Source organism: Microbacterium testaceum StLB037 (assembly GCF_900104345.1).
In the GTDB taxonomy this organism is placed as follows: Bacteria; Actinomycetota; Actinomycetes; order Actinomycetales; family Microbacteriaceae; genus Microbacterium; species Microbacterium testaceum_A.
Genome location: NZ_FNJN01000001.1, coordinates 286,446 through 305,220, shown reverse-complemented (window position 1 = coordinate 305,220; position 18,775 = coordinate 286,446). Strand labels below are relative to the sequence as shown.

The 18,775-nt window shown below is 71.4% G+C and carries 20 protein-coding genes and 1 riboswitch; of the genes, 11 read left to right on the top strand and 9 right to left on the bottom strand.

The window, feature by feature from the left end; all coding sequences use genetic code 11:
- Positions 1 to 111: 111 nt before the first annotated feature.
- On the bottom strand, positions 112 to 1,287 hold the full coding sequence (locus BLS25_RS01375) for a sensor histidine kinase (RefSeq protein ID WP_081349642.1): 1,176 nt from the start codon (positions 1,285 to 1,287) through the stop codon (positions 112 to 114).
- Between the two features lie 112 nt (positions 1,288 to 1,399).
- Here BLS25_RS01375 and BLS25_RS01370 point away from each other — a divergent pair, with 112 nt between their 5' ends.
- On the top strand, positions 1,400 to 1,684 hold the full coding sequence (locus BLS25_RS01370) for a hypothetical protein (RefSeq protein ID WP_074694167.1): 285 nt from the start codon (positions 1,400 to 1,402) through the stop codon (positions 1,682 to 1,684).
- A gap of 65 nt (positions 1,685 to 1,749) precedes the next feature.
- On the opposite strand, the gene BLS25_RS01365 is transcribed toward BLS25_RS01370, so the two are convergent.
- The 5 genes from BLS25_RS01365 to BLS25_RS01345 all read right to left on the bottom strand — a co-directional run bounded on the left by BLS25_RS01365 (position 1,750) and on the right by BLS25_RS01345 (position 6,301).
- Complete coding sequence (locus BLS25_RS01365) at positions 1,750 to 3,063, bottom strand: glycosyltransferase family protein (protein WP_081349641.1); 1,314 nt, start codon at positions 3,061 to 3,063, stop codon at positions 1,750 to 1,752.
- Between the two features lie 130 nt (positions 3,064 to 3,193).
- A complete protein-coding gene (locus BLS25_RS01360; protein ID WP_056227061.1) occupies positions 3,194 to 3,517 on the bottom strand; it encodes a DMT family transporter in 324 nt (107 codons plus the stop codon).
- 10 nt (positions 3,518 to 3,527) lie between these two features.
- Positions 3,528 to 3,592, bottom strand: a riboswitch (guanidine-III (ykkC-III) riboswitch).
- 188 nt (positions 3,593 to 3,780) lie between these two features.
- A complete protein-coding gene (locus tag BLS25_RS01355; RefSeq protein WP_256335507.1) occupies positions 3,781 to 4,641 on the bottom strand; it encodes a CPBP family intramembrane glutamic endopeptidase in 861 nt (286 codons plus the stop codon).
- Positions 4,638 to 5,363 (bottom strand): tRNA (guanosine(46)-N7)-methyltransferase TrmB, encoded by a 726-nt coding sequence (gene trmB / locus BLS25_RS01350; RefSeq protein WP_074694401.1) that lies wholly within the window; start codon positions 5,361 to 5,363, stop codon positions 4,638 to 4,640. Before trmB ends, BLS25_RS01355 begins: the two co-directional genes overlap by 4 nt.
- 104 nt (positions 5,364 to 5,467) lie before the next feature.
- Entirely contained in the window at positions 5,468 to 6,301 is an 834-nt protein-coding gene (locus tag BLS25_RS01345; protein ID WP_056227059.1) for a DUF3097 domain-containing protein, read from the bottom strand.
- Positions 6,302 to 6,425: 124 nt separating this feature from the next.
- On the opposite strand from BLS25_RS01345, the gene BLS25_RS01340 reads away from it, so the two are divergent.
- The 4 genes from BLS25_RS01340 (at position 6,426) to BLS25_RS01325 (ending at position 10,688) form a co-directional block, all read left to right on the top strand.
- Positions 6,426 to 8,504, top strand: a complete 2,079-nt coding sequence (locus BLS25_RS01340) for a TPM domain-containing protein (RefSeq protein ID WP_074694166.1) — start codon at positions 6,426 to 6,428, stop codon at positions 8,502 to 8,504.
- Positions 8,505 to 8,597: 93 nt separating this feature from the next.
- Complete coding sequence (locus tag BLS25_RS01335) at positions 8,598 to 9,353, top strand: PspA/IM30 family protein (RefSeq protein ID WP_074694165.1); 756 nt, start codon at positions 8,598 to 8,600, stop codon at positions 9,351 to 9,353.
- Between the two features lie 70 nt (positions 9,354 to 9,423).
- Positions 9,424 to 10,236, top strand: coding sequence for an arginase family protein (locus BLS25_RS01330; protein ID WP_056227055.1), 813 nt, complete (start codon positions 9,424 to 9,426; stop codon positions 10,234 to 10,236).
- Positions 10,233 to 10,688 carry a hypothetical protein gene (locus BLS25_RS01325; protein ID WP_056227052.1) on the top strand — a complete coding sequence of 152 codons (456 nt, stop codon included), beginning with the start codon at positions 10,233 to 10,235 and terminating at the stop codon, positions 10,686 to 10,688. The genes BLS25_RS01330 and BLS25_RS01325 overlap by 4 nt, the downstream gene beginning before the upstream one ends.
- Before the next feature lie 87 nt (positions 10,689 to 10,775).
- On the opposite strand, the gene BLS25_RS01320 is transcribed toward BLS25_RS01325, so the two are convergent.
- From BLS25_RS01320 to BLS25_RS01310, 3 genes are all read right to left on the bottom strand, one after another.
- Entirely contained in the window at positions 10,776 to 11,240 is a 465-nt protein-coding gene (locus BLS25_RS01320; protein ID WP_056227049.1) for an SIP domain-containing protein, read from the bottom strand.
- Between the two features lie 90 nt (positions 11,241 to 11,330).
- The gene (locus BLS25_RS01315; protein WP_074694164.1) at positions 11,331 to 12,041 is read right to left on the bottom strand and encodes a tyrosine-protein phosphatase; all 711 of its coding nucleotides are present in this window, start codon (positions 12,039 to 12,041) and stop codon (positions 11,331 to 11,333) included.
- Entirely contained in the window at positions 12,038 to 12,574 is a 537-nt protein-coding gene (locus BLS25_RS01310) for a carboxymuconolactone decarboxylase family protein (RefSeq protein WP_056227044.1), read from the bottom strand. The genes BLS25_RS01315 and BLS25_RS01310 overlap by 4 nt, the downstream gene beginning before the upstream one ends.
- A gap of 101 nt (positions 12,575 to 12,675) precedes the next feature.
- Here BLS25_RS01310 and BLS25_RS01305 point away from each other — a divergent pair, with 101 nt between their 5' ends.
- From BLS25_RS01305 to BLS25_RS01280, 6 genes are all read left to right on the top strand, one after another.
- Positions 12,676 to 13,593, top strand: a complete 918-nt coding sequence (locus BLS25_RS01305; protein WP_074694163.1) for an alpha/beta fold hydrolase — start codon at positions 12,676 to 12,678, stop codon at positions 13,591 to 13,593.
- A gap of 144 nt (positions 13,594 to 13,737) precedes the next feature.
- Positions 13,738 to 15,249, top strand: coding sequence for an ABC transporter substrate-binding protein (locus BLS25_RS01300; protein ID WP_074694162.1), 1,512 nt, complete (start codon positions 13,738 to 13,740; stop codon positions 15,247 to 15,249).
- On the top strand, positions 15,246 to 16,196 hold the full coding sequence (locus BLS25_RS01295) for an ABC transporter permease (RefSeq protein ID WP_074694161.1): 951 nt from the start codon (positions 15,246 to 15,248) through the stop codon (positions 16,194 to 16,196). Before BLS25_RS01300 ends, BLS25_RS01295 begins: the two co-directional genes overlap by 4 nt.
- Positions 16,193 to 17,062: an ABC transporter permease gene (locus BLS25_RS01290; protein WP_074694160.1), complete on the top strand. Its 870-nt coding sequence runs from the start codon at positions 16,193 to 16,195 to the stop codon at positions 17,060 to 17,062. Before BLS25_RS01295 ends, BLS25_RS01290 begins: the two co-directional genes overlap by 4 nt.
- On the top strand, positions 17,059 to 17,883 hold the full coding sequence (locus BLS25_RS01285; protein WP_074694159.1) for an ATP-binding cassette domain-containing protein: 825 nt from the start codon (positions 17,059 to 17,061) through the stop codon (positions 17,881 to 17,883). The genes BLS25_RS01290 and BLS25_RS01285 overlap by 4 nt, the downstream gene beginning before the upstream one ends.
- On the top strand, positions 17,880 to 18,671 hold the full coding sequence (locus BLS25_RS01280) for an ABC transporter ATP-binding protein (RefSeq protein WP_176786291.1): 792 nt from the start codon (positions 17,880 to 17,882) through the stop codon (positions 18,669 to 18,671). Before BLS25_RS01285 ends, BLS25_RS01280 begins: the two co-directional genes overlap by 4 nt.
- The last annotated feature ends 104 nt before the right edge of the window (positions 18,672 to 18,775 follow it).

Below are 18,775 nucleotides of genomic sequence, written 5' to 3'. Positions count from 1 at the left end.
ATCCGGGACCGGCGGCGGAGCACCCGGTGGCCTCCGCGACACGGCCCACGCTACGGCCCCGCTCGGACACCCGTCGCGGTGGTTGCGCCCCGGCGCGTCGCCCGGTAACGCTCAGGCCGCTGCGGGCAGCACGAACCAGGCGCGGGTTCCGCCCGACGGAGAGGCATCGAGCCCGATCGACCCGTGGTGGGCCTCGACGATCCGCCGGCAGGTGGCCAGACCGATGCCGATCCCCTGCACCTCGGCGCCGTGCCCGCGCTGCATGGGCTCGAACACGCGGTCGCGCAGCTCGGGGGCGACGGCGTCGCCGTTGTCATCGACGGTCACGCGCCACCCGTCGGGAAGCTCTTCGACGCTGACGGTGATGCGCGGGACCTTCTCGGCCGCAACCGTGAACTTCACCGCGTTGGCGATGAGGTTCTGCAACAGGACGCGCAGGAGAGTGTCATCGGCGTCGACGACCGTGGCGTCCTCGACGGTGACCTCCGCCCCCGTGTCCACCAGGGCCCCGTCGAGGTCTTCGAGCACCGCGTCGACGGTGTCGGCGACGTCGACCCGGGTCACGTGCGGGCGCGCACCGCCCATGCGCGCGAAATCGAGCAGATCGGTGACCATCGACGTCATGCGACCCGCCGCCGCTTCGGCGCGGGCGAGCGACTGCGCGGCGCGCGGCGCGTCGACCATCTCGGGACTGTCGGCGGCGAGCTCGAGGAAGCCCGCGAGAGCGGTGAGGGGGTTCCGGAGGTCGTGGCTCACCTGGACGGCGAACTGCTCGAGCTGCGCGTTCGACTCCAGCAGATCACGCTGGATGCGGCGCAGTTCGAGAACGTCGATCACCTGGTGAGCGAGCAGATCGAGGGCTCGACTGCTGGCATCCGACAGCTCTCCGACCTTGGTGTCGAACACGCAGAGCGTGCCGATCGCCACCCCCGCCGGGGTGATGAGCGGACTCGAGGCGTAGAAGCGCGTGTAGGCGATCTCGCCGGTGACGAAGGCGTTCTGCGCGAAGCGCGGGTCGAGGCGGGCGTCGGGGACGACGACGCGGCCGGGAGTGCTGATGACCGCCGCGCACATCGAGTCCTCGCGCGCGCACGACGCGGCCTGGATGCCGACGGCCGCGACCTGATGCTGCATGCGGTCGTCGATGATGTTGATCACCGCGGTGGGGACGTCGCACACCGTGGCCGCGAGCTCGACGAGCCCCTGCAGATCGGGCTCCGACGGCTCGCCGATGAGGCGGTATTGCGCGATCGCCTCGCGGCGCGTCACATCGTGCGCGGTGGACACATCGACCCCTCGTCGTCGGATTCCCCGAAAGCCTAGCGGCCCACGGCTACACCGCGGCGGACTCTTCGGGAAGGGGCTCGCGCAGGTCGTCCGCGGCGCCCAGAGTCGGGGAATGAGCACACCGAGCGTCCCCCAGGCCCCGTCCGATCCCTCGCAGCCCGCCCCCGCGGAGCCCACCGCCCCGAACCCCGCCGAGCCGACGGCCCCGACCCCCGCCGAGCCCACCATCCCCCTGCCGCCCGAGACCGAACCGGCACCCGCCGGCGCCGCCGATCCGTCGGCCGGGGCGTTCGCGCGCACCGAGGAGGACTCGACCGGATCAGCGGAGATGGATGCCGACAACGCCGCGGAACAGGATGTGATCGACGCCGTCGATCCCGGCGGACAGCCCGACTGACGACTCCGGAAACGATGGAGGGGCGGCGCCGAACGGCACCGCCCCTCTGTCGTGTCAGCGTCGGATCACGGGTTGCCGCGGGTCCACAGCAGGAGGATCGCCACGGCCTGGAGCACGAGGCATCCCACCAGGATCGCCGTGCGACGCCGCGGCGTCGACGACCACCGTTCATCACCCATGAGCGGCGCCATCGGCATGAGCAGACGGAACGTGCTCTGCTGCGGCAGGAACACCGCGAAGATGTAGACGCCGTAGCTGAAGCCGTACGCCACCACCATGAGACCGAGCTTGCGGACCGGCCGCGACCACATGAGGGCCGCGAAGGCGACGATCAGCGCGATCACGAGGATGATGCCGACCAGGCCGAGGTGCGTTCCCGCTTGGCGGAACCACGGGGTGAAGGGCGTGAACTCGTCGTTGCCGACGTAGTCGAGCCACCAGCCGAGCTCGGTGCGGATGTAGGCGTTGTGGGTTCCGGTGACGTACTGGGCGATGTGGTTCCACGACAGGCCCGCCGCGGCGATGACGAGACCGGATGCCATGAGCGAGGCCCACTCGCGCACCGGGAACGGATCGACCTTGCGGCGGAAGAAGCGCACGAGGAACACGATGCCCAGGGCGAGACCCAGAGCCAGGACTCCCGGACGCGTGTACGCCGTGATGAGCCCGATCGGCAGGATCCAGAGGTAGCGCCGCTTGATGGCGAGCAGCATGCCCGAAAACATCAGCAGCATGAACAGGCCCTCGCTGTAGCCGATCACGAAGAGGAACGACATCGGCGCGAAGGAGAAGAACACGACCGCCCACCACGCGGGCTGGGGCTTGGTGACCGTGCGCAGGAGGACGAACAGCAACCAGGTGGCGCCGAGGCTCGCACCGAGGCTCAAGAGCACGGCGACCGGCTGCCACCCCAGACCGGTGGCACCCGAGAGCACCCGCACCATCGTGGGGAACACGGGCAGGAACGCCCAGTTGTTCGGCAGGATGTCGCCCGAGACGTTCATCGGCAGCGACATGGGGTAGCCCTGCGCGGCGATCTGACCGTAGCGGTCGGCATCCCACCCGGTGAGGTAGTCCCAGAAGGTGCCGAGACGCTCGCCGTCGGGACCGAAGCCCCAGCGGGCCGCCTTGGCGATCGAGTAGAAGCCCCACAGCATGCCGAAGTTGACCACGCGGGCGATGGCCCACAGGATCAGGACTTTCGTGAACGCGCCCCGCTCGACGGGGACGATGCCCTCGGGCGTGCGAAGGACGTCGTGCCCGTACTGGGCGAGGGCACGACCGAGGCGCGAATCGCGCAGCCGATCGAGTCGACGCTGTCGCCCGATGACGGGGGACGGGCGTGTCGCGGGGGCAAGCTCGCTCGGCGGTGCGCTCACTCGGAACCTTTCACGGGGGAAGACATGGGCGAGTGACGACGGTGTCTGGCCCGGACAAGTGCAATTGGGGAGGATCGTACCGGATGAAACCGAACGTTCCATCCGGTTGACTTTCGGGGAAATGCCCTGATCAGTGGCTGTCGCCCACGAGCTTCAAGCCGACGACGCACCCCACCAGACCCAGGACGAGCAGCACCTTGACGACCGAGACGGCCTCGGTCCCGCTGATCATGGCGACCACGACGGTGAGAGCGGCGCCGATCCCGACCCACACCGCGTACGCCGTTCCGGTGGGGATCTCGCGCATCGCGAAGGCGAGACCGCCCATGGATGCCACGAGGGCGACGCCGAAGATCACGCTCGGCCAGAGCTTGGTGAAACCCTCGCTGCGCCCCAGGGCGGTCGCCCAGACAGCCTCGAGGATGCCGGACAGGATGAGGACGATCCACGACATGACGGTGCTCCTTGGCCAGTCTTGTCGCAGTCCGGGTACTGATCCGTCGTCCGGGGACGCGGCGGGCGTCCGGGGCCCAGCGTAGCGAGCCGACCTGGGCAGGCCCCGGGCACCGCGGCATCCGCTCCCGCTCCCACTCCCGCGATAAACGCTGATTCCTCCGAGACACGGCGTCGCGCAGCGTGTATCGCAAGAATCAGCGTTTATCGCAGACGACGTGGAGCTCCGGGCGGAGTGGGACGCAGGGGTGCCGGCATCCGGGATCAGAGCAAGAAGAGGGATGCCGAATCGGGATTGTGCGCGTGCACGAGGACCCCGAAGACGACCGCGTCGAACAGCAGGTGCACGGTCACGACGTACCAGAGCGAGCGGGTCTTCAAGAAGAGGAAGCCCTGCACGATCGCGAACGGGATCGTGAGCAGCGGCCCCCAGGCCTGGTAGCCGAGCTCCCACAGGAACGACACGAACACCACCGCCTGCAGCAGGTTGGCAGTGAGATCGGGGAAGTGCCGGCGCAGCAGCACGAAGACCGTGCAGATGAAGAACAGCTCGTCCCAGATGCCCACCGCGCCGACACCCACGAACAGGCGCGCGATGAGGTCGCCCGTGATCACCTCGGGCCAGTTGCGGTAGACGCCCGAGGTGATGAAGTAGAACGGCAGGATCAGGTAGCCGAGCACGATGACCCCGCCGAGCCACGCCCACTGCCACCAGGTCCAGCGGCCTCCGCCGCGCCAGGGGAAGCGGATCGCGTCGTCGCGGTAGACGAAGCGCGAGACCACGTACGGCACGACGACGGCCCCGCCGAGGGCGAGGGTGAAGCGCACGAAGGCGGCGTTGTCGAGCTCGGCGTGCAGCGGGATGAGGCTGACGATGAACTGCCCCACAGCGATCAGCGACACGTCGCGCGCGATGCTCGGCTCCTCGCTCCGGGCGAGGGCGATGCCGTTCCGACGATCGACGAGGACAGCGGATGCCACGGCGAGAGCGAGCAGGATCCACCCGAGCCACACGATCTGCACGACGAAGAGCGCGGGGGCGGCGAGGCACACCGTGAGTGCCGGGATGAGCTTGGGCGTCCACGTGGAACGCTCGCGGACCGGCACCGCGGTGTGCGCGGTCACGGCGAGACCCGGGTGTAGGTCAGGTCGCGGATGTCGCGACCGACGCGCAGGCCCTTGCGCTCGAAGGCGGTGAGCACGCGCCCCTCGAACCTCTCGGCCCACTCCCCCGCGAACGCCCGCTCGAAACCGGGGGCGTCGTCGAGCACGTCGCGCATCTGGTCGGCGTAGTCCTGCCAGTCGGTCGCGAGGCGCAGCGTGCCACCGGGGCGGATCGCCTGAGCGGCGATGCGCGCGAACTCGGGGGCGACGAGGCGACGCTTGGTGTGCTTGTTCTTGTGCCAGGGGTCGGGGAAGAACACCCAGAGCTCGTCGACGGATGCCGCGGGCAGCAGGTGCTCGAGCGCCTCCGGCGCGTTGGCCTCGACGAGGCGGAGGTTCTTCACGCCCTCGCGGTCGGCGTCGAGCATCGTGCGCGCGAGCCCCGCGGTGAACACCTCGACGGCGAGGAAGTCGGTGTCGGGGTGAGCGGCCGCCGCCGAGACGATCTGGTGGCCCTGGCCGGAGCCGATCTCGACGACCAGGCGGGCGGTGCGACCGTAGACCGCGGTCGGGTCGACGGCGGTGCCCGGCTTGACGCTGGTGGTGGCGGTGGCGCGCTCGACCGGCAGCAGGTAGAACGGCGAGAGCTCGGCCCACGCGCGATCCTGCGCCTCCGACATGCGACCGCTGCGGCGCACGAACGACACCGGCTTGTCGCGGAAGGCGGGGGCGGCGGCATCCATGTCGTCCAGGTTATCCGCCGCGTCGGGGGCCGCCTTCTGTCGCTCAGCGGATGCGGAGGCGACGCTTTCCGACGCCTCGCGCGAGAGGGAGCGCTTGCGGCCGCTCACGGGACGGTCACGAAATCGATGAGTTCCTCAACGCGTCCGAGCAGGGCCGGCTCGAGGTCGCGGAACGTGGTGACCTTCGACAGGATGTGCTGCCACGCGCGGGCGGTGTCGGCCTGCTCCTCGGCGGGCCAGCCGAGGGCGCGGCACACGCCCACCTTCCACTCGATGCCGCGCGGCACCTCGGGCCACGCGGCGATGCCGAGGGCACGGGGGGTGACGCACTGCCACACGTCGACGAAGGGGTGGCCGACGATGCGCACGTGGGCGCCGTGGCGGCCGCGGGCGATCTTCTCGGCGATGCGCGACTCCTTGGAGTTCGGCACGAGGTGATCCACGAGCACGCCGTAGCGGCGCTCGGCGGTGGGGGGCTCGGCATCCAGTTTCTCTTCGAGCAGGTCGACGCCCTCGAGGAACTCCACGACGACGCCCTCGGCGCGGAGGTCTGCGCCCCACACCTTCTCGACGAGCTCGGCGTCGTGCTTGCCCTCGACGAAGATGCGGCTCGCGCGGGCGGTGCGCGCGCGCTGGTCGTCTGCCGCGAAGGAGCCGGACGCCGTGCGGGTGCGCCCCTTGGGTGCGGCCGCGGGGGCCTTCAGCACCACGGGCTTGCCGTCGACGAGAAAGCCGCCGCCGAGCGGGAACAGCCGACGCTTGCCGAAGCGGTCCTCGAGCTCGACGTTCATGCCGTCGATGCGGGTCACCGCACCGACGAAGTCACTGCCCGCGACCTCGACGACGAGATCGGCGGATGCCGCGACCTCGGCGGGTCTGATGCGTCCGGCGTCGCGCCACCCGCGGGCGAGCACGTCGGTGCCGTAACGGTCGTCCATGGTGTACCTCCGAGCGTTCGAGCCTAGGCGGCGCGGGTGTGCGCTGACAGCGGACGCGCCGCTCCTACCCCGGTGTCGGCGGTCGTTTATAGGGTGGAAGCATCCGGCAACCGAAGGGGACTGCATGCGAAAGCCGAACGTGCTGCACACGATCACGGTGCTGCTGCTCGCGTTCGTCGGCGTCCTCGTCGCTCCCCTCAGCGCTGCGGCGATCCCCCCGCCCGCGCTCGGCTCGAGCTACGTGCTCGATCAGGCGAACGTCCTCACCGACGCGCAAGAAGCCGACGTGCAGCGGCGACTGCTCACGCTTTCGGAGCAGACGGGCCTCGACCTCTGGGTCGTGTACGTCGACGGCTTCGAAGACCCGACCGGTGCGGACGACTGGGCGAACGAGACCGCCAACCGCAACAACCTCGGCCCGCACCAGTACCTGCTCGCGGTGGCCATCGAGGGCGACACCTTCCAGTACTACCTCTCGGGCGACGTCGACGCGGGCGGAATCTCGGCCGCCCAGCTCACCTCGATCGAGCAGGACAAGGTGCAGCCGGCGCTCCAAGCGGGCGACGACGCGGGCGCCGCGATCGCCGCGGCCGACGGGCTGCGCACCGCTCACGCGAAGGCCGGCGGCAACATGCCGAACCCGCCCCCGACCCCGGCGACCCAGAACGGGCCGGCCATCGTGCCGATCGTGCTCGTCGGCGTGCTGTTGCTCGCGATCGCGGCCACCCTCGTCTGGCTGGCCGTGCGCCGGCGCCGTCGCGTGACGTCGGGGGGCCCTGACGCTTCCGCCGAGAGCGTGGAAGACCTGTCGCGCCGCGCCGGTTCCGCGCTCGTGGCGACAGACGACGCGGTCAAGACGAGCGAGCAGGAACTCGGCTTCGCCCGCGCGCAGTTCGGCGACGCCGCGGCCGCGCCCTTCACCGAGGTCTTGGCGCAGGCGAAGGCCGACCTCGAGCGGGCGTTCTCGATTCAGCAGCAGCTCGACGACGCGACCCCCGAGACCCCGGAACAGCAGCGCGCGGGGTACACCGAGATCCTGCAGCTGTGTGCGTCCGCCGACGAGGCGCTCGACGCCAAGGCCGCGGCGTTCGACGAGCTGCGCGCCCTCGAAGCCGACGCTCCCGGCGCCCTCGCCGCGGTACGGCAGCAGCACGCCGCGGTGGCCGCGGCCCTGAGCGCGGCGGAAGCGGGACTCGGGCGCCTGTCCGAACGCTTCAGTGACGACGCGCTCTCGTCCGTCGCCGACAACCCGACGCAGGCCCGCGCGCGCCTCGAACTCGCGAGCACCCAAGAGGCCGCCGCCGACACCGCCCTCGCCGAGGGCCGCACCGGAGAGGCCGCGGTCGCCATCCGCGCCGCCCAGACGGCGCTCGCCCAGGCCGACACCCTCGAACGCGCCATCGACTCTCTCGACGCGGCCCTGGCCGACGCGCAGCAGCGCGCGGCGGCCCTCGTGGCCGAGATCGAGGGCGACCTGGCGGCGATAGCACAGCTTTCCGATCCCGACGGACGCATCGCCGCCGCCGCGGCCTCGGCTCGGTCGCAGCTCTACGACGCCCGCGGTGCACTGTCGGCGGCGCGGCCGAACCCGATGCGGGCGTTCGAGACCCTGCGGCGGGCGAACGCCACCATCGACACCGTGCTCGCCGAGGCGCGTGATGCGGCCGAGCGTCGCCGCCGCGCAGAAGGGCAGCTCGACGCGACGCTCGCCCAGGCGCGCGCGCAGGTGAGCGCGACGGAGGACTTCATCTCCGCTCGCCGCGGCGCGGTGGGGGCGACGGCGCGGACGCGTCTCGCCGAGGCGGGCGCCGCTGTCGTCCAGGCCGAACAGCTGCGCACCGACGACCCGGTGGCGGCCCTCGCCGCGGCCCAGCGCGCGGCACAGCTCGCGGCGGCGGCCGATTCCGCCGCGCAGAGCGACGTCGGATCCTTCGGCGGCGCGGGCGGCGGTGGCGACATGATGGGCGCCATCCTCGGCGGCATCGCGGTGAAGGCGATCCTCGGCGGAGGGCGCTCTCGCGGCGGCTTCGGCGGCGGCGGCCTGGGCGGTCTCGGGGGAGGTTTCGGAGGTCTCTCCGGCGGCGGGGCCCGTTCGCGCGGCGGGGGCTTTTCCACCGGAGGGCGCTCGCGCAGCGGCGGAGGCGGAGGCTTCTCCGGCGGCGGCCGCAGTCGCGCCGGCGGCGGACGGGGATCGCGCCGCTAGTCCAGCCCTCGCGGCACCGCCGCCCGATCACAGAGAATTCGTAGTAACCGCCACCAGACTCGACACCGTCGCCCTCAGGAAGGAACACCCCGCATGGCCAAGCAGTCCATCTTCGGTCGCATCCAGACCCTCGTCCGCGCGAACGTCAACGCGCTCCTCGACCAGGCCGAGGACCCGCAGAAGATGCTCGACCAGCTCGTCCGCGACTACTCGAACTCGATCGCCGACGCCGAGTCGGCCATCGCCGAGACGATCGGAAACCTCCGTCTGCTCGAGCGCGACCACCAGGAAGACGTCCAGGCAGCGGCCGAGTGGGGCAACAAGGCCCTCGCCGCCAGCCGCAAGGGCGACGAACTGCGCGCCGGCGGCAACCTGAGCGAGGCCGACAAGTTCGACAACCTTGCCAAGATCGCCCTCCAGCGTCAGATCACCGCCGAGGGAGAGGCCAAGGCCGCCGCTCCCACGATCGCCGCGCAGACCGAGGTCGTCGACAAGCTCAAAGACGGCCTGAACGGCATGAAGACCAAGCTCGAGCAGCTCAAGGCCAAGCGCAACGAGCTCACCGCTCGCGCGAAGGTCGCCGAGGCGCAGAACAAGGTGCACGACGCCGTCAAGTCGATCGACGTGCTCGACCCGACGAGCGAGCTCGGCCGCTTCGAAGACAAGATCCGCCGCCAGGAGGCCCTCGCCGCCGGCAAGCAGGAGCTCGCCGCCTCGAGCATCGACGCGCAGTTCAACGCCCTCGAGGACGTGGGCGAGCTCACCGAGGTCGAGGCACGTCTGGCCGCTCTCAAGGTCGGCGGCCCGCAGCGCGCGGCCATCGACGCCCCGAGCCCCGACCAGGTCTGATCCACCCCCACGAGTGCATCGCCCGGTCGACCGGGCGATGCACTCGCGTCTCCGGCGTGAGGGAAGCCGCATGACCCGATTCATCGTCGCCCCGCAGTGGCAGGGCTCGTCCTCGTCGCGGGCGATGCAGCTCGTCGATGGCGCCGAGGCGATCGCCGGCGACCTTCCGCGCGCCTCGACGACCGTGCTCGCCGCGCCGACCGAGGCCGGCGACGCTCAGGGCAGCCGCGTGCAGCGCCTCAGCGCCATCGTCCGCATGCGCGATCGCATCGAAGAGGCCGTTCGCGCCTCCGACGAGACGGCCGTCGTCGTGGGCGGCGACTGCGGGGTCGCCCTGGGTGCCGTCTCGGCCATCGCGGGCGACGATCTCGCGGTCGTGTGGATCGACGCGCATCCCGACCTGAACACTCCCGAGTCCTCCCCCAGCGGCGCCTTCACGGGCATGGTGCTCCGCGCGATCGCGGGCGAGGGCGAGGACCTCGTGCGTCTCGAACCGGGCATCGCGCCGTCGCGCCTCGTCCTCGTGGCCACGCGCGCTTGGGACCCCGAAGAAGAAGCGTTCGTCGCCGCCCACGGGATCACCGTCGTCCGCGCCGACGAGCTGTCGTCCCCCGACGCTCTGGCCGACGCGGTCGCGGCCACCGGTGCGACTCGCACCCACGTGCACATCGATCTCGACGCGCTCGATCCCGCCGACATCGCCGGCGTCGCACAGGCCGTGCCCTTCGGCGCGCGCACCGCCGACGTCGTGGCATCCGTCCGCCGCCTTCGAGAGCGCCTCCCGATGGCGGGCGCCACTCTCACCGAGTTCTCCCCCTCGTCGCCCGCGGCGGCCGTCGACGACCTGGGGACGATCCTTCGACTGATCGGGGCCCTGGCATGAGCCCCCTCCCCCCGCCTCCCGCGGGCTGGCGCCAGCGCGCCGACAGGGCTGTCGCGCGCGGCCGCCGACTCGACCGGTTCATCCCCGGCGTTCTGCTCGACTCCCCCGTGAGCCGGGTCGGGTACTGGTACGGGTGCACCGTCGGATGGGTCTGGGGCTCGCTGTGGAGCACGGGACGCATCGAGAAGCGTCAGGGCCTGTGGGTGTTCCGCGGGCTGCCCTCGTGGGCGTTCCCGCGCGGGGGCGTGTGCGTGGGCGGATGCTTCCTCACCGGCGACGATCGGCCGACCGACACGGTGCTCGGACACGAAGCCGTGCACCGTCGCCAGTGGCGGCGGTACGGATTCCTCATGCCGCTGCTGTACGCGCTGGCCGGGCGGGACCCCCTGCGCAACAGATTCGAGATCGAGGCGGGTCTCGTCGAGGGCAACTACCTGCCCCGCGGGAGCTGACCGCGCCGCGTACGTCCGCGGCGATCCGCAGGGCGGATCAGCCGTCGCTGACGAAGCTCGAGCGGCCCCGCGCGATCGAAAGGCGCGTCAGCGCGCGGTGGCGAGGCCGAAGCGCTCGGGCGTGTGGATGGCCTGCGCGTCGACGCCGTGACGGGTCACGAGTTCGTCCACGATCTCGGCCGTGCCCAGGTAGCCCCCGAGCAGGATGACGCGCGTCGCGTCGTCGTCGCAGCACAGCATCTCGCCGGCCCAGCCCGACACCGCCCGCGACAGCGCCTCGCCCGCGGCGCAGCCACGGCCCGTTCCGGGAGCGCCGCCGCGGCGCGAGCGGTCGAGCCACGTGAGCGTCATGCGCGCGGGGGCCGCGATCGAGCCGATCCACGACGCGTCGGGGACCTCCACGAACACGCGACCGGTCGAGCAGATCGGCAGCGTCGCGAGCAGGGCCTCGAGCTCGGCGAGCGAGGTCTCGTCGGCCGTCACGAGGTGCTGCACGCGGGTGTGCCGCGACGCGCGGCACGCGGCGGCGTTGTGCTCGGTGGAGATCGACATGATGACTCCACTATACCCGCGACATAGGTTTGCCTAACCTGTGTTCACGCTCAGTATCTCGACGTCGACACGACAGCGCGATCGCGCCGCTCAGTCGATCAGCACCTCGCGGAGCCGCTCGGTCTCGGTGGCGCTCATCCCGTTGGCGAGCAGATACCCCGCGGCGGAACCGAACTCCCGATCGAGGCGATCGAGCAGGGCCCGCATGACCGGCGCGGGCGAGCGGGTCGCGAGCGCCTCGGCGTGCACGTTGCCGGGATGGACGGCACGGATTGCGGCGAGCACCCGCGCGTTGCGCTCGGCGGGAAGGAAGTCCTCGGTACGGGCGTAGTCGGCAATCACCGCCTCGCGATCGACACCGGCCGCGGCGAGCGCGATCGCGACCGTGACCCCGGTGCGGTCCTTCCCCACCGTGCAGTGAACGAGTACGGGCTGCGCGTTCAGGATGCCGCGGACCGCCGAGACGACCCGCTCGGCGGAGTCGTCGACCAGGGCGGCGTACATGTCATCGAGGCTCAGGTCGCGCGCGAAGAACGAGGCCACCGACCCGAGGAAGAGCGGTTCGTGCTGGATCTCGACCCCGTCGTCGAGTCTGCTGGGCGCGTGGGCGACCTCGGACTCGTCGCGCAGATCGATCACCCTCCGGATGCCGAGTTCTCGGAGGGTCCGCGCGCCCGCGTCGTCGACCGCGACGAGGTTGCCGGAGCGGTAGAGCACGCCCGAGCACGTGCGGCGTCCGCCGGCGGGGAGGCCGCCGACGTCGCGGAAGTTCACCGCCCCCGAGACGAGCGAGCCGCTCACGGCGCCCCGTCCGCGTGCACGTGCGGTGCCGCCGGGGGCGTGGCATCCCGAACCGCGTTCTCCGCGGGTGCGGCGCGCGGAGGAACGGGGTACCGACCGGCGATGGCGACCCTGTTGAAGGCGTTGATGGCGACGAGGACCCAGCTGAGCGCGACATACTCCTGCTCGCTGAGGATGCCGCCGGCCTGGTCGTACACCTCGTCGGGGATGCCGCCCTCGTGGATGAAGGTGAACGACTCCGTCAGCTCGAGCGCGGCCCTCTCGCGCTCGTCGAAGACGCCCGACTCGCGCCAGGTCGCGATCTGCGCGATCACATCGGCGTCCAGTCCGGCTTTCACCGCGGCATCGACGTGCACGCGCACGCAGTAGGCGCATCCGTTGAGTTGCGAGGCGTGGATCTGCACGATCTCGCGCAAGCGGGCGTCGATGCCCGCGTCGGCGGCCAGTCGCCCCACGGTGGTCGAGAACGAGCGCAGGGCGGCATACGCCTCGGGAGCCGACTTCGAGAGGTGGACGCGCCGTTCTTCACCCATGGCGACAGCCTACGGCGGCCCCGCGGGGTCGGGACGGGTGATCGGTGACGTCGTACGGCGCGGTGGTGGCGGCATCCCGCCCGCGGTGCCAGGCTGGTCGAATGCCCGAGCGCGACGAGTTCTCGTTCCTTCCCGCCCAGGCGACCGATCTCGGTCGCGATATCCCCTCCGTCGAACGGGTGCAGCTCACGCTCCCCGACGGGCGCACCCTCAGCGGACTGCGGTGGGGCGACGCTCCCCCGGCGGTGACCCTGCTGCACGGCGCGGGCCTGAACGCCCACACGTGGGACACGACCCTCTTGCACCTCGGGGTCCCCGCCCTCGCCCTCGACCTGCCGGGTCACGGCGACTCCTCGTGGCGGGACGACGCGGCGTACGTCGCACGCGTGCTCGCCCCCGACGTCGTCGTCGCCCTCGAGGAGTGGACCGGCGGTGCCCAGGTGCTCGTGGGCCACTCGCTCGGAGGGCTCACGGCGGCCGCGGTCGCGGCATCCCGTCCCGATCTCGTCTGGCGCCTCGCGATCGTCGACATCACGCCGGGAGTCGATCCGAGCGCCGGACCCGCGCAGATCCGCGCGTTCTTCGCCGGTCCGACGGACTGGGCGTCGCGCGAGGAACTCGTCGAACGCGCCCTCTCGTTCGGCCTCGGCGGCTCACCCGAGGCCGCCGCCCGCGGTGTCTTCCTGAACTCCCGCGTGCGCCCGGACGGCCGGGTGGAGTGGAAGCACCACTTCGCGCACCTCGCCGCGGCCGGCGCGAACGCCGGAGCCGATCCCACCACCCCCGACGCGGTGAAAGCCGTGCTCTCGGCGACCGGATGGGACGACCTGGCCGAAGTGACGGCGCCCGTCACCCTCGTCCGCGGCGAGCGCGGATTCGTCACGATCCCGGATGCCGAGGAGCTCGAGCGTCGCGTGCCCGGGGCCGTCGTGCACGCGCTCCCGACCGGGCACAACGCGCAGGAGGAGGACCCGGAGGGTCTCGCGCGCCTCGTCCGCTCCCTCCTCCCCTCCCCCTGACCTTCCCTGCCGTTCCCCGTCATCTCGCGTCGCGCTCCGTCACAGAGGGCGTCGAGCGCAGACGGGTGAAAGTAGGCTGTTGCCACCCCTGCTCGGCATCCACAGCACCCTGATGCCTCGGCCTGCGAAAGGACACACCCCGCAATGCTGCGCCGCACCGCTCTCGCCACGAGCATGCTCCTGATCGGAGCGCTCCTGCTCACCTCGTGCACCGGCTCGACCACGACGCCGAACCCCACCGGAGAAGCCGACCCGAACGCCACCCTCACAGTGCGTCTGTCGCTCGAGCCGGCCAACCTCGACATCCGCCACACCAGCGGCGCCTCGCTCGAGCAGGCGCTCGTCGACAACGTGTACCAGGGCCTCGTCACCCGCAACGGCGACGACTCCAACGCGATCGTCCCCGCCCTCGCCACCGCCTGGGCGGTGTCGCCCGACGGCCTCACGTACACCTTCACCCTTCGGCAGGGAGTGACCTTCCACGACGGCAGCGCCCTCACCGCGGACGACGTGGTCACCTCGCTGCAGACGGCGAAGGACGACCCCACCATCCAGAGCAGCTCCGACCTGAAGAACGTCGCGTCCATCGCCTCGCCCGACGCTTCCACGGTCGTCGTGACGCTCGCCCAGCCGAACATCGACTTCCTCTTCGCGATGACCGGTCGCGCCGGACTCATCTTCAAGAGCGGCGACACCACGAACTTCCAGACCGCCGCCAACGGCACCGGTCCCTTCCGCGTCGAGAGCCGCAATGCGGGACAGAGCCTGACCCTCTCGCGCTACGACGGCTACTGGGGCGACAAGGCCGGAGTCGCCGAGGTCGTCCTCGACTACATCCCCGACCAGAGCGCCGCCACCAACGCCGCGGTCGCCGGCGACGTCGACGTCGCCCTCGAGATCGACCCCGAACTGCGCGGACAGATCGAGGGCACGAACAACTTCACGATCGAGTCGGGCCTGACCACCGACAAGGGCACGCTGGCCTTCAACAACCAGCGGGCCCCGCTGAACGACCAGCGTGTGCGCGAGGCGCTGCGCCTGGCGATCGACCACAAGGCGCTCATCGACACCCTCGGCTCGGGCAGCGAGCTGTACGGCCCCATCGCCCCGCTCGACCCGGGATACGAAGACCTGTCGGGCAGCATCTCGTACAACCCCGACCGCGCCCGTGAGCTGCTCGCCCAGGCCGGGGCCGAGAACCTAAACCTCACGCTGACCATCCCCAACGTCTACCCGACGACGATCCCGACCTTCCTGGTGTCGTCGTTCGCCGACGTGGGAGTGACCCTGAAGGTCGACTCGGTCGACTTCAGCGCCTGGCTGCAGGACGTCTACACGAACCACGACTACGACCTCAGCTTCGTGCGGCACGTCGAAGCCCGCGACTTCGGCAACTGGGCGAACCCCTCGTACTACTTCGGGTACGACAACGCCGAGGTGCAGGGCCTCTACGCCCAGGCGCTGGCGACCACCGACGAGCAGCAGTCCTCCGACCTGCTCGCCGAGGCCGCCCGCATCGTGAGCGACGAGGATGCCGCCGACTGGCTGTTCCTGTCGACCCCGCTGACCGCGGTGGGCACGAACGTGGCGAACTTCCCGAAGAACTCCCTCAACGTGCGCCTGCCCCTCGCCGGCGTGACGGTCGCGGCGGAGTGATCCGCTACACGCTGACACGGCTGGGCCTGCTCGTGCTGGGCCTGGCCGTGGCCAGCGTGCTGATCTTCGTCTCGCTGCGGGTGCTCCCGGGCGATGTGGCACAGCTCATCGCCGGCACCGAGGCGACCCCCGAACAGGTCGCGGCGTTGCGGACGAGCCTCGGCCTCGAGGCGCCGCTCTGGACGCAGTACCTCGACTGGATCGGCGGACTGATCCGCGGCGACCTCGGCACCTCGCTCATCACCGGCACCTCCGTCGCATCCGAACTGGCCGACAAGGCGCGCGTCACCGTCCCCCTCGCGACGATGTCGTTGACGGTGGCGCTGATCGTCGGCATCCCGTTCGGTGTGCTCTCGGCCCTCGGCCGGCGGCGAGCCGGGGGGACGGCGCTCAGCGTGGGAGCCCAGGCGCTGGCGGCGGTGCCCGTGGTCTGGGCGGGCATGATGCTCGTCGTCGTCTTCGCGGTGTGGCTCGGCTGGCTCCCGCCCCAAGGGTTCCCCCGCGCGGGATGGAACGACCCCGCGGCCGCATTCCGCGCCCTCATCCTCCCGGCGCTCACCATCGGCGTGGTCGAGGGGGCGATGCTCCTGCGCTTCGTCCGCAGCGCGACGCTCCAGGCCCTCGGCCAGGACTACGTGCGCACGGCCGCCGCGAAGGGGCTCACGCGCACGCGTGCCCTGCTCAGCCACGGCCTGCCCAACGTCGGCCTCTCGGTCATCACCGTACTCGGCCTCCAGATCGCCGGGATCATCGTCGGAGCCGTCGTGATCGAGCAACTGTTCACCCTCCCCGGCGTCGGCCGCATGCTGGTGTCCGACGTCGCCTCGCGCGACCTCCCCAAGGTCCAGGGCGAGCTCCTCGCCCTCACCGGGTTCGTGCTGCTCGTCGGATTCCTCGTCGATCTCTCCCACCGCCTCATCGACCCCCGCCAGAGGGAGGCCTCATGACCACCCTCCGGCGGCTCTGGAGCCTCGGCACCGGGCGATTCGGCATCCTGATCGTCGCTCTTCTGCTCATCACGGCCCTCATCTCGCTCGTCTGGACGCCCTTCGACCCCGCGTCGGTCGACGCTCGGGCGCGCTGGAGCGATCCGTCGTGGCCGCACGTGCTCGGAACCGACAACAGCGGTCGCGACATCGCGAGCCTGCTCATGGCCGGAGCGCGCACCACCGTCGTCGTCGCCGTCGGCGCCGGAGTGGTGGCCTCGGTGCTGGGCATCGTCCTCGCCGCCCTCGGCTCGCTGACCGCGCGGTGGATCCGCGAGAGCGTCGCCGTGCTCGTCGACATCCTCATCGCCTTCCCCGTCCTCATCATCGCCATGATGATCTCGGCTGTGTGGGGCGGTTCGCTCGCCGTCGTCATCTGGTCGGTGGGCATCGGCTTCGGCGTGAACGTCGCCCGCGTGACACGACCCGAGCTGCGACGCGTGCTGCACAGCGACTTCGTGCTCGCGGGGCGCGCGAGCGGCCTGTCGACCGGGCAGAACCTCACCCGGCACCTCCTGCCGAACGTCGCACCGGTGTTCATCGTGCAGCTGTCGTGGGGAATGGCGGTCGCCGTGCTGGCCGAGGCGGGGCTGTCGTACCTCGGCTTCGGCGCGCCCGTGACCCAGCCCTCGTGGGGAGTTCTCCTGAGCGACCTGCAGGCCTACATCGCCGTGCACCCCCTCACCGTCGTCTGGCCCGGTCTGGCGATCACGCTGACCGTGCTGGGGCTGAACCTGCTCGGCGACGCCCTGCGCGAGGCGGCCGACCCCACCCTCGGCGAGCGCACTCCCGCGGCCCGCACGCACGTGCCGGGGGTGGTCGCATGAGCCTCGTCGTCACGGACCTGCGGGTCGAGATCGGCGACCGGGCCGTCGTCGACGGCGTGTCGTTCGAGGTGCCCGACGGCGCCCGCGTCGGCCTGATCGGCGAATCCGGCTCGGGCAAGTCGATGACCGCCCTGGCGATCCTCGGTCTCCTCCCCGACGGCGCCCATGCCACCGGCAGCATCGTCTGGAACGGCCGCGAGATCCTCGGCCTCGCCGACCGCGAGCTGGCCCGCCTGCGCGGCGACGACATCGGCATGGTCTTCCAGGAGCCCCGGACGGCGCTGAACCCCATCCGCACCGTCGGCCGGCAGATCGGCGAATCGGTGCGCATCCACGAGGGCGTCTCTCGGCGCGAGGCTCTGCGTCGCGCCGTCGCCGAGGCCGAGCGGGTCGCCCTCCCCGATCCCGAACGCATCGTCTCGCGCTACCCGCACCAGCTCTCCGGCGGCCAGCGGCAGCGGGTCGCGATCGCGATGGCCCTCGCGTGCCGACCGCGGTTGCTCATCGCCGACGAACCGACGACGGCGCTCGACGTCACCATCCAAGCGGGGATCCTGACCCTGCTGCGCTCCCTCGTCCAGGATGCCGGCATGTCGCTCGTCTTCATCACCCACGACCTCGCGGTGCTCGCGCAGGTCGCCACCCACGCCGTCGTCCTCGAGAACGGCCGGGTGGTCGAGCAGGGCGCCGTCACCGACCTGTTGAAGGCGCCGTCCTCTCCCGTCACGCGGGCGCTGCTGCGCGATGCGACCGCGACGCTGTGGCATCCCGAGCTCCCCCCGCGAGAGATCGCGGCCGACGATGCCGAGGAGACCCCGTGACCGAGACGCTGATGCGCGCGCGCGGACTCTCGCGCGCCTACCCCACCCCCCGGACGCGGGGAGTCGGCCGGTCCGAGCAGACCGTGGGCCTCGCCGACGTCGACCTCTCGGTGCTGGCGGGCAGCGCGGTCGGGATCATCGGCGAGTCGGGGTCGGGCAAATCCACGCTCGTGCGCCTGCTGCTGGGCCTCGACGTGCCGAGCGCGGGCACCGTCGAGGTCGACGGTCGGGCCGTCGACGCCCGCGGCTCGGCCCGATCGCTGCACTGGCTGCGACGAGCGACCGGCATGATCTTCCAGGACCCGTACGCCTCGCTCGATCCCCGCATGAGCGTCGAGCGCATCGTGGGCGAGCCGCTGTGGGCGCTCGGGATCGAGGGCGATCGCCGCGCGCGGGTCCGCGAGGTGCTCGAGCAGGTCGGTCTCGACGCCGGCATGGCCACGCGGTTCCCCCACGAGTTCTCCGGGGGCCAACGCCAGCGCATCGCCCTGGCTCGCGCGATCGTGCACCGCCCGCGCATCCTCGTCGGCGACGAGCCCCTCTCGGCCCTCGACGTGACGGTGCGCGCGCAGATCCTGCGCCTCATCGCGCGGCTGCGGCTCGAAGAGGACCTCACCCTCGTCCTCGTCTCGCACGACATCGGCGTGGTGCAGAACGTGTGCGACCAGGTCGTCGTCATGAAGGACGGCCGCATCGTCGAACAGGGCCCCACCGAGAAGGTGCTGCTGCAGCCGCAGGCGGCGTACACGCGGCAGCTGCTGGCGTCGATTCCGACACTGCCGGGCTGACGCGGAGGCGGCGCTGCGGGACGGATGGGGCGTTCCGCGCCGGCGTTGCGGCCGCGGGTGGTGGGCGGGCACGAGAACAGGAGGGTGTCACCGGGACAGGCTGG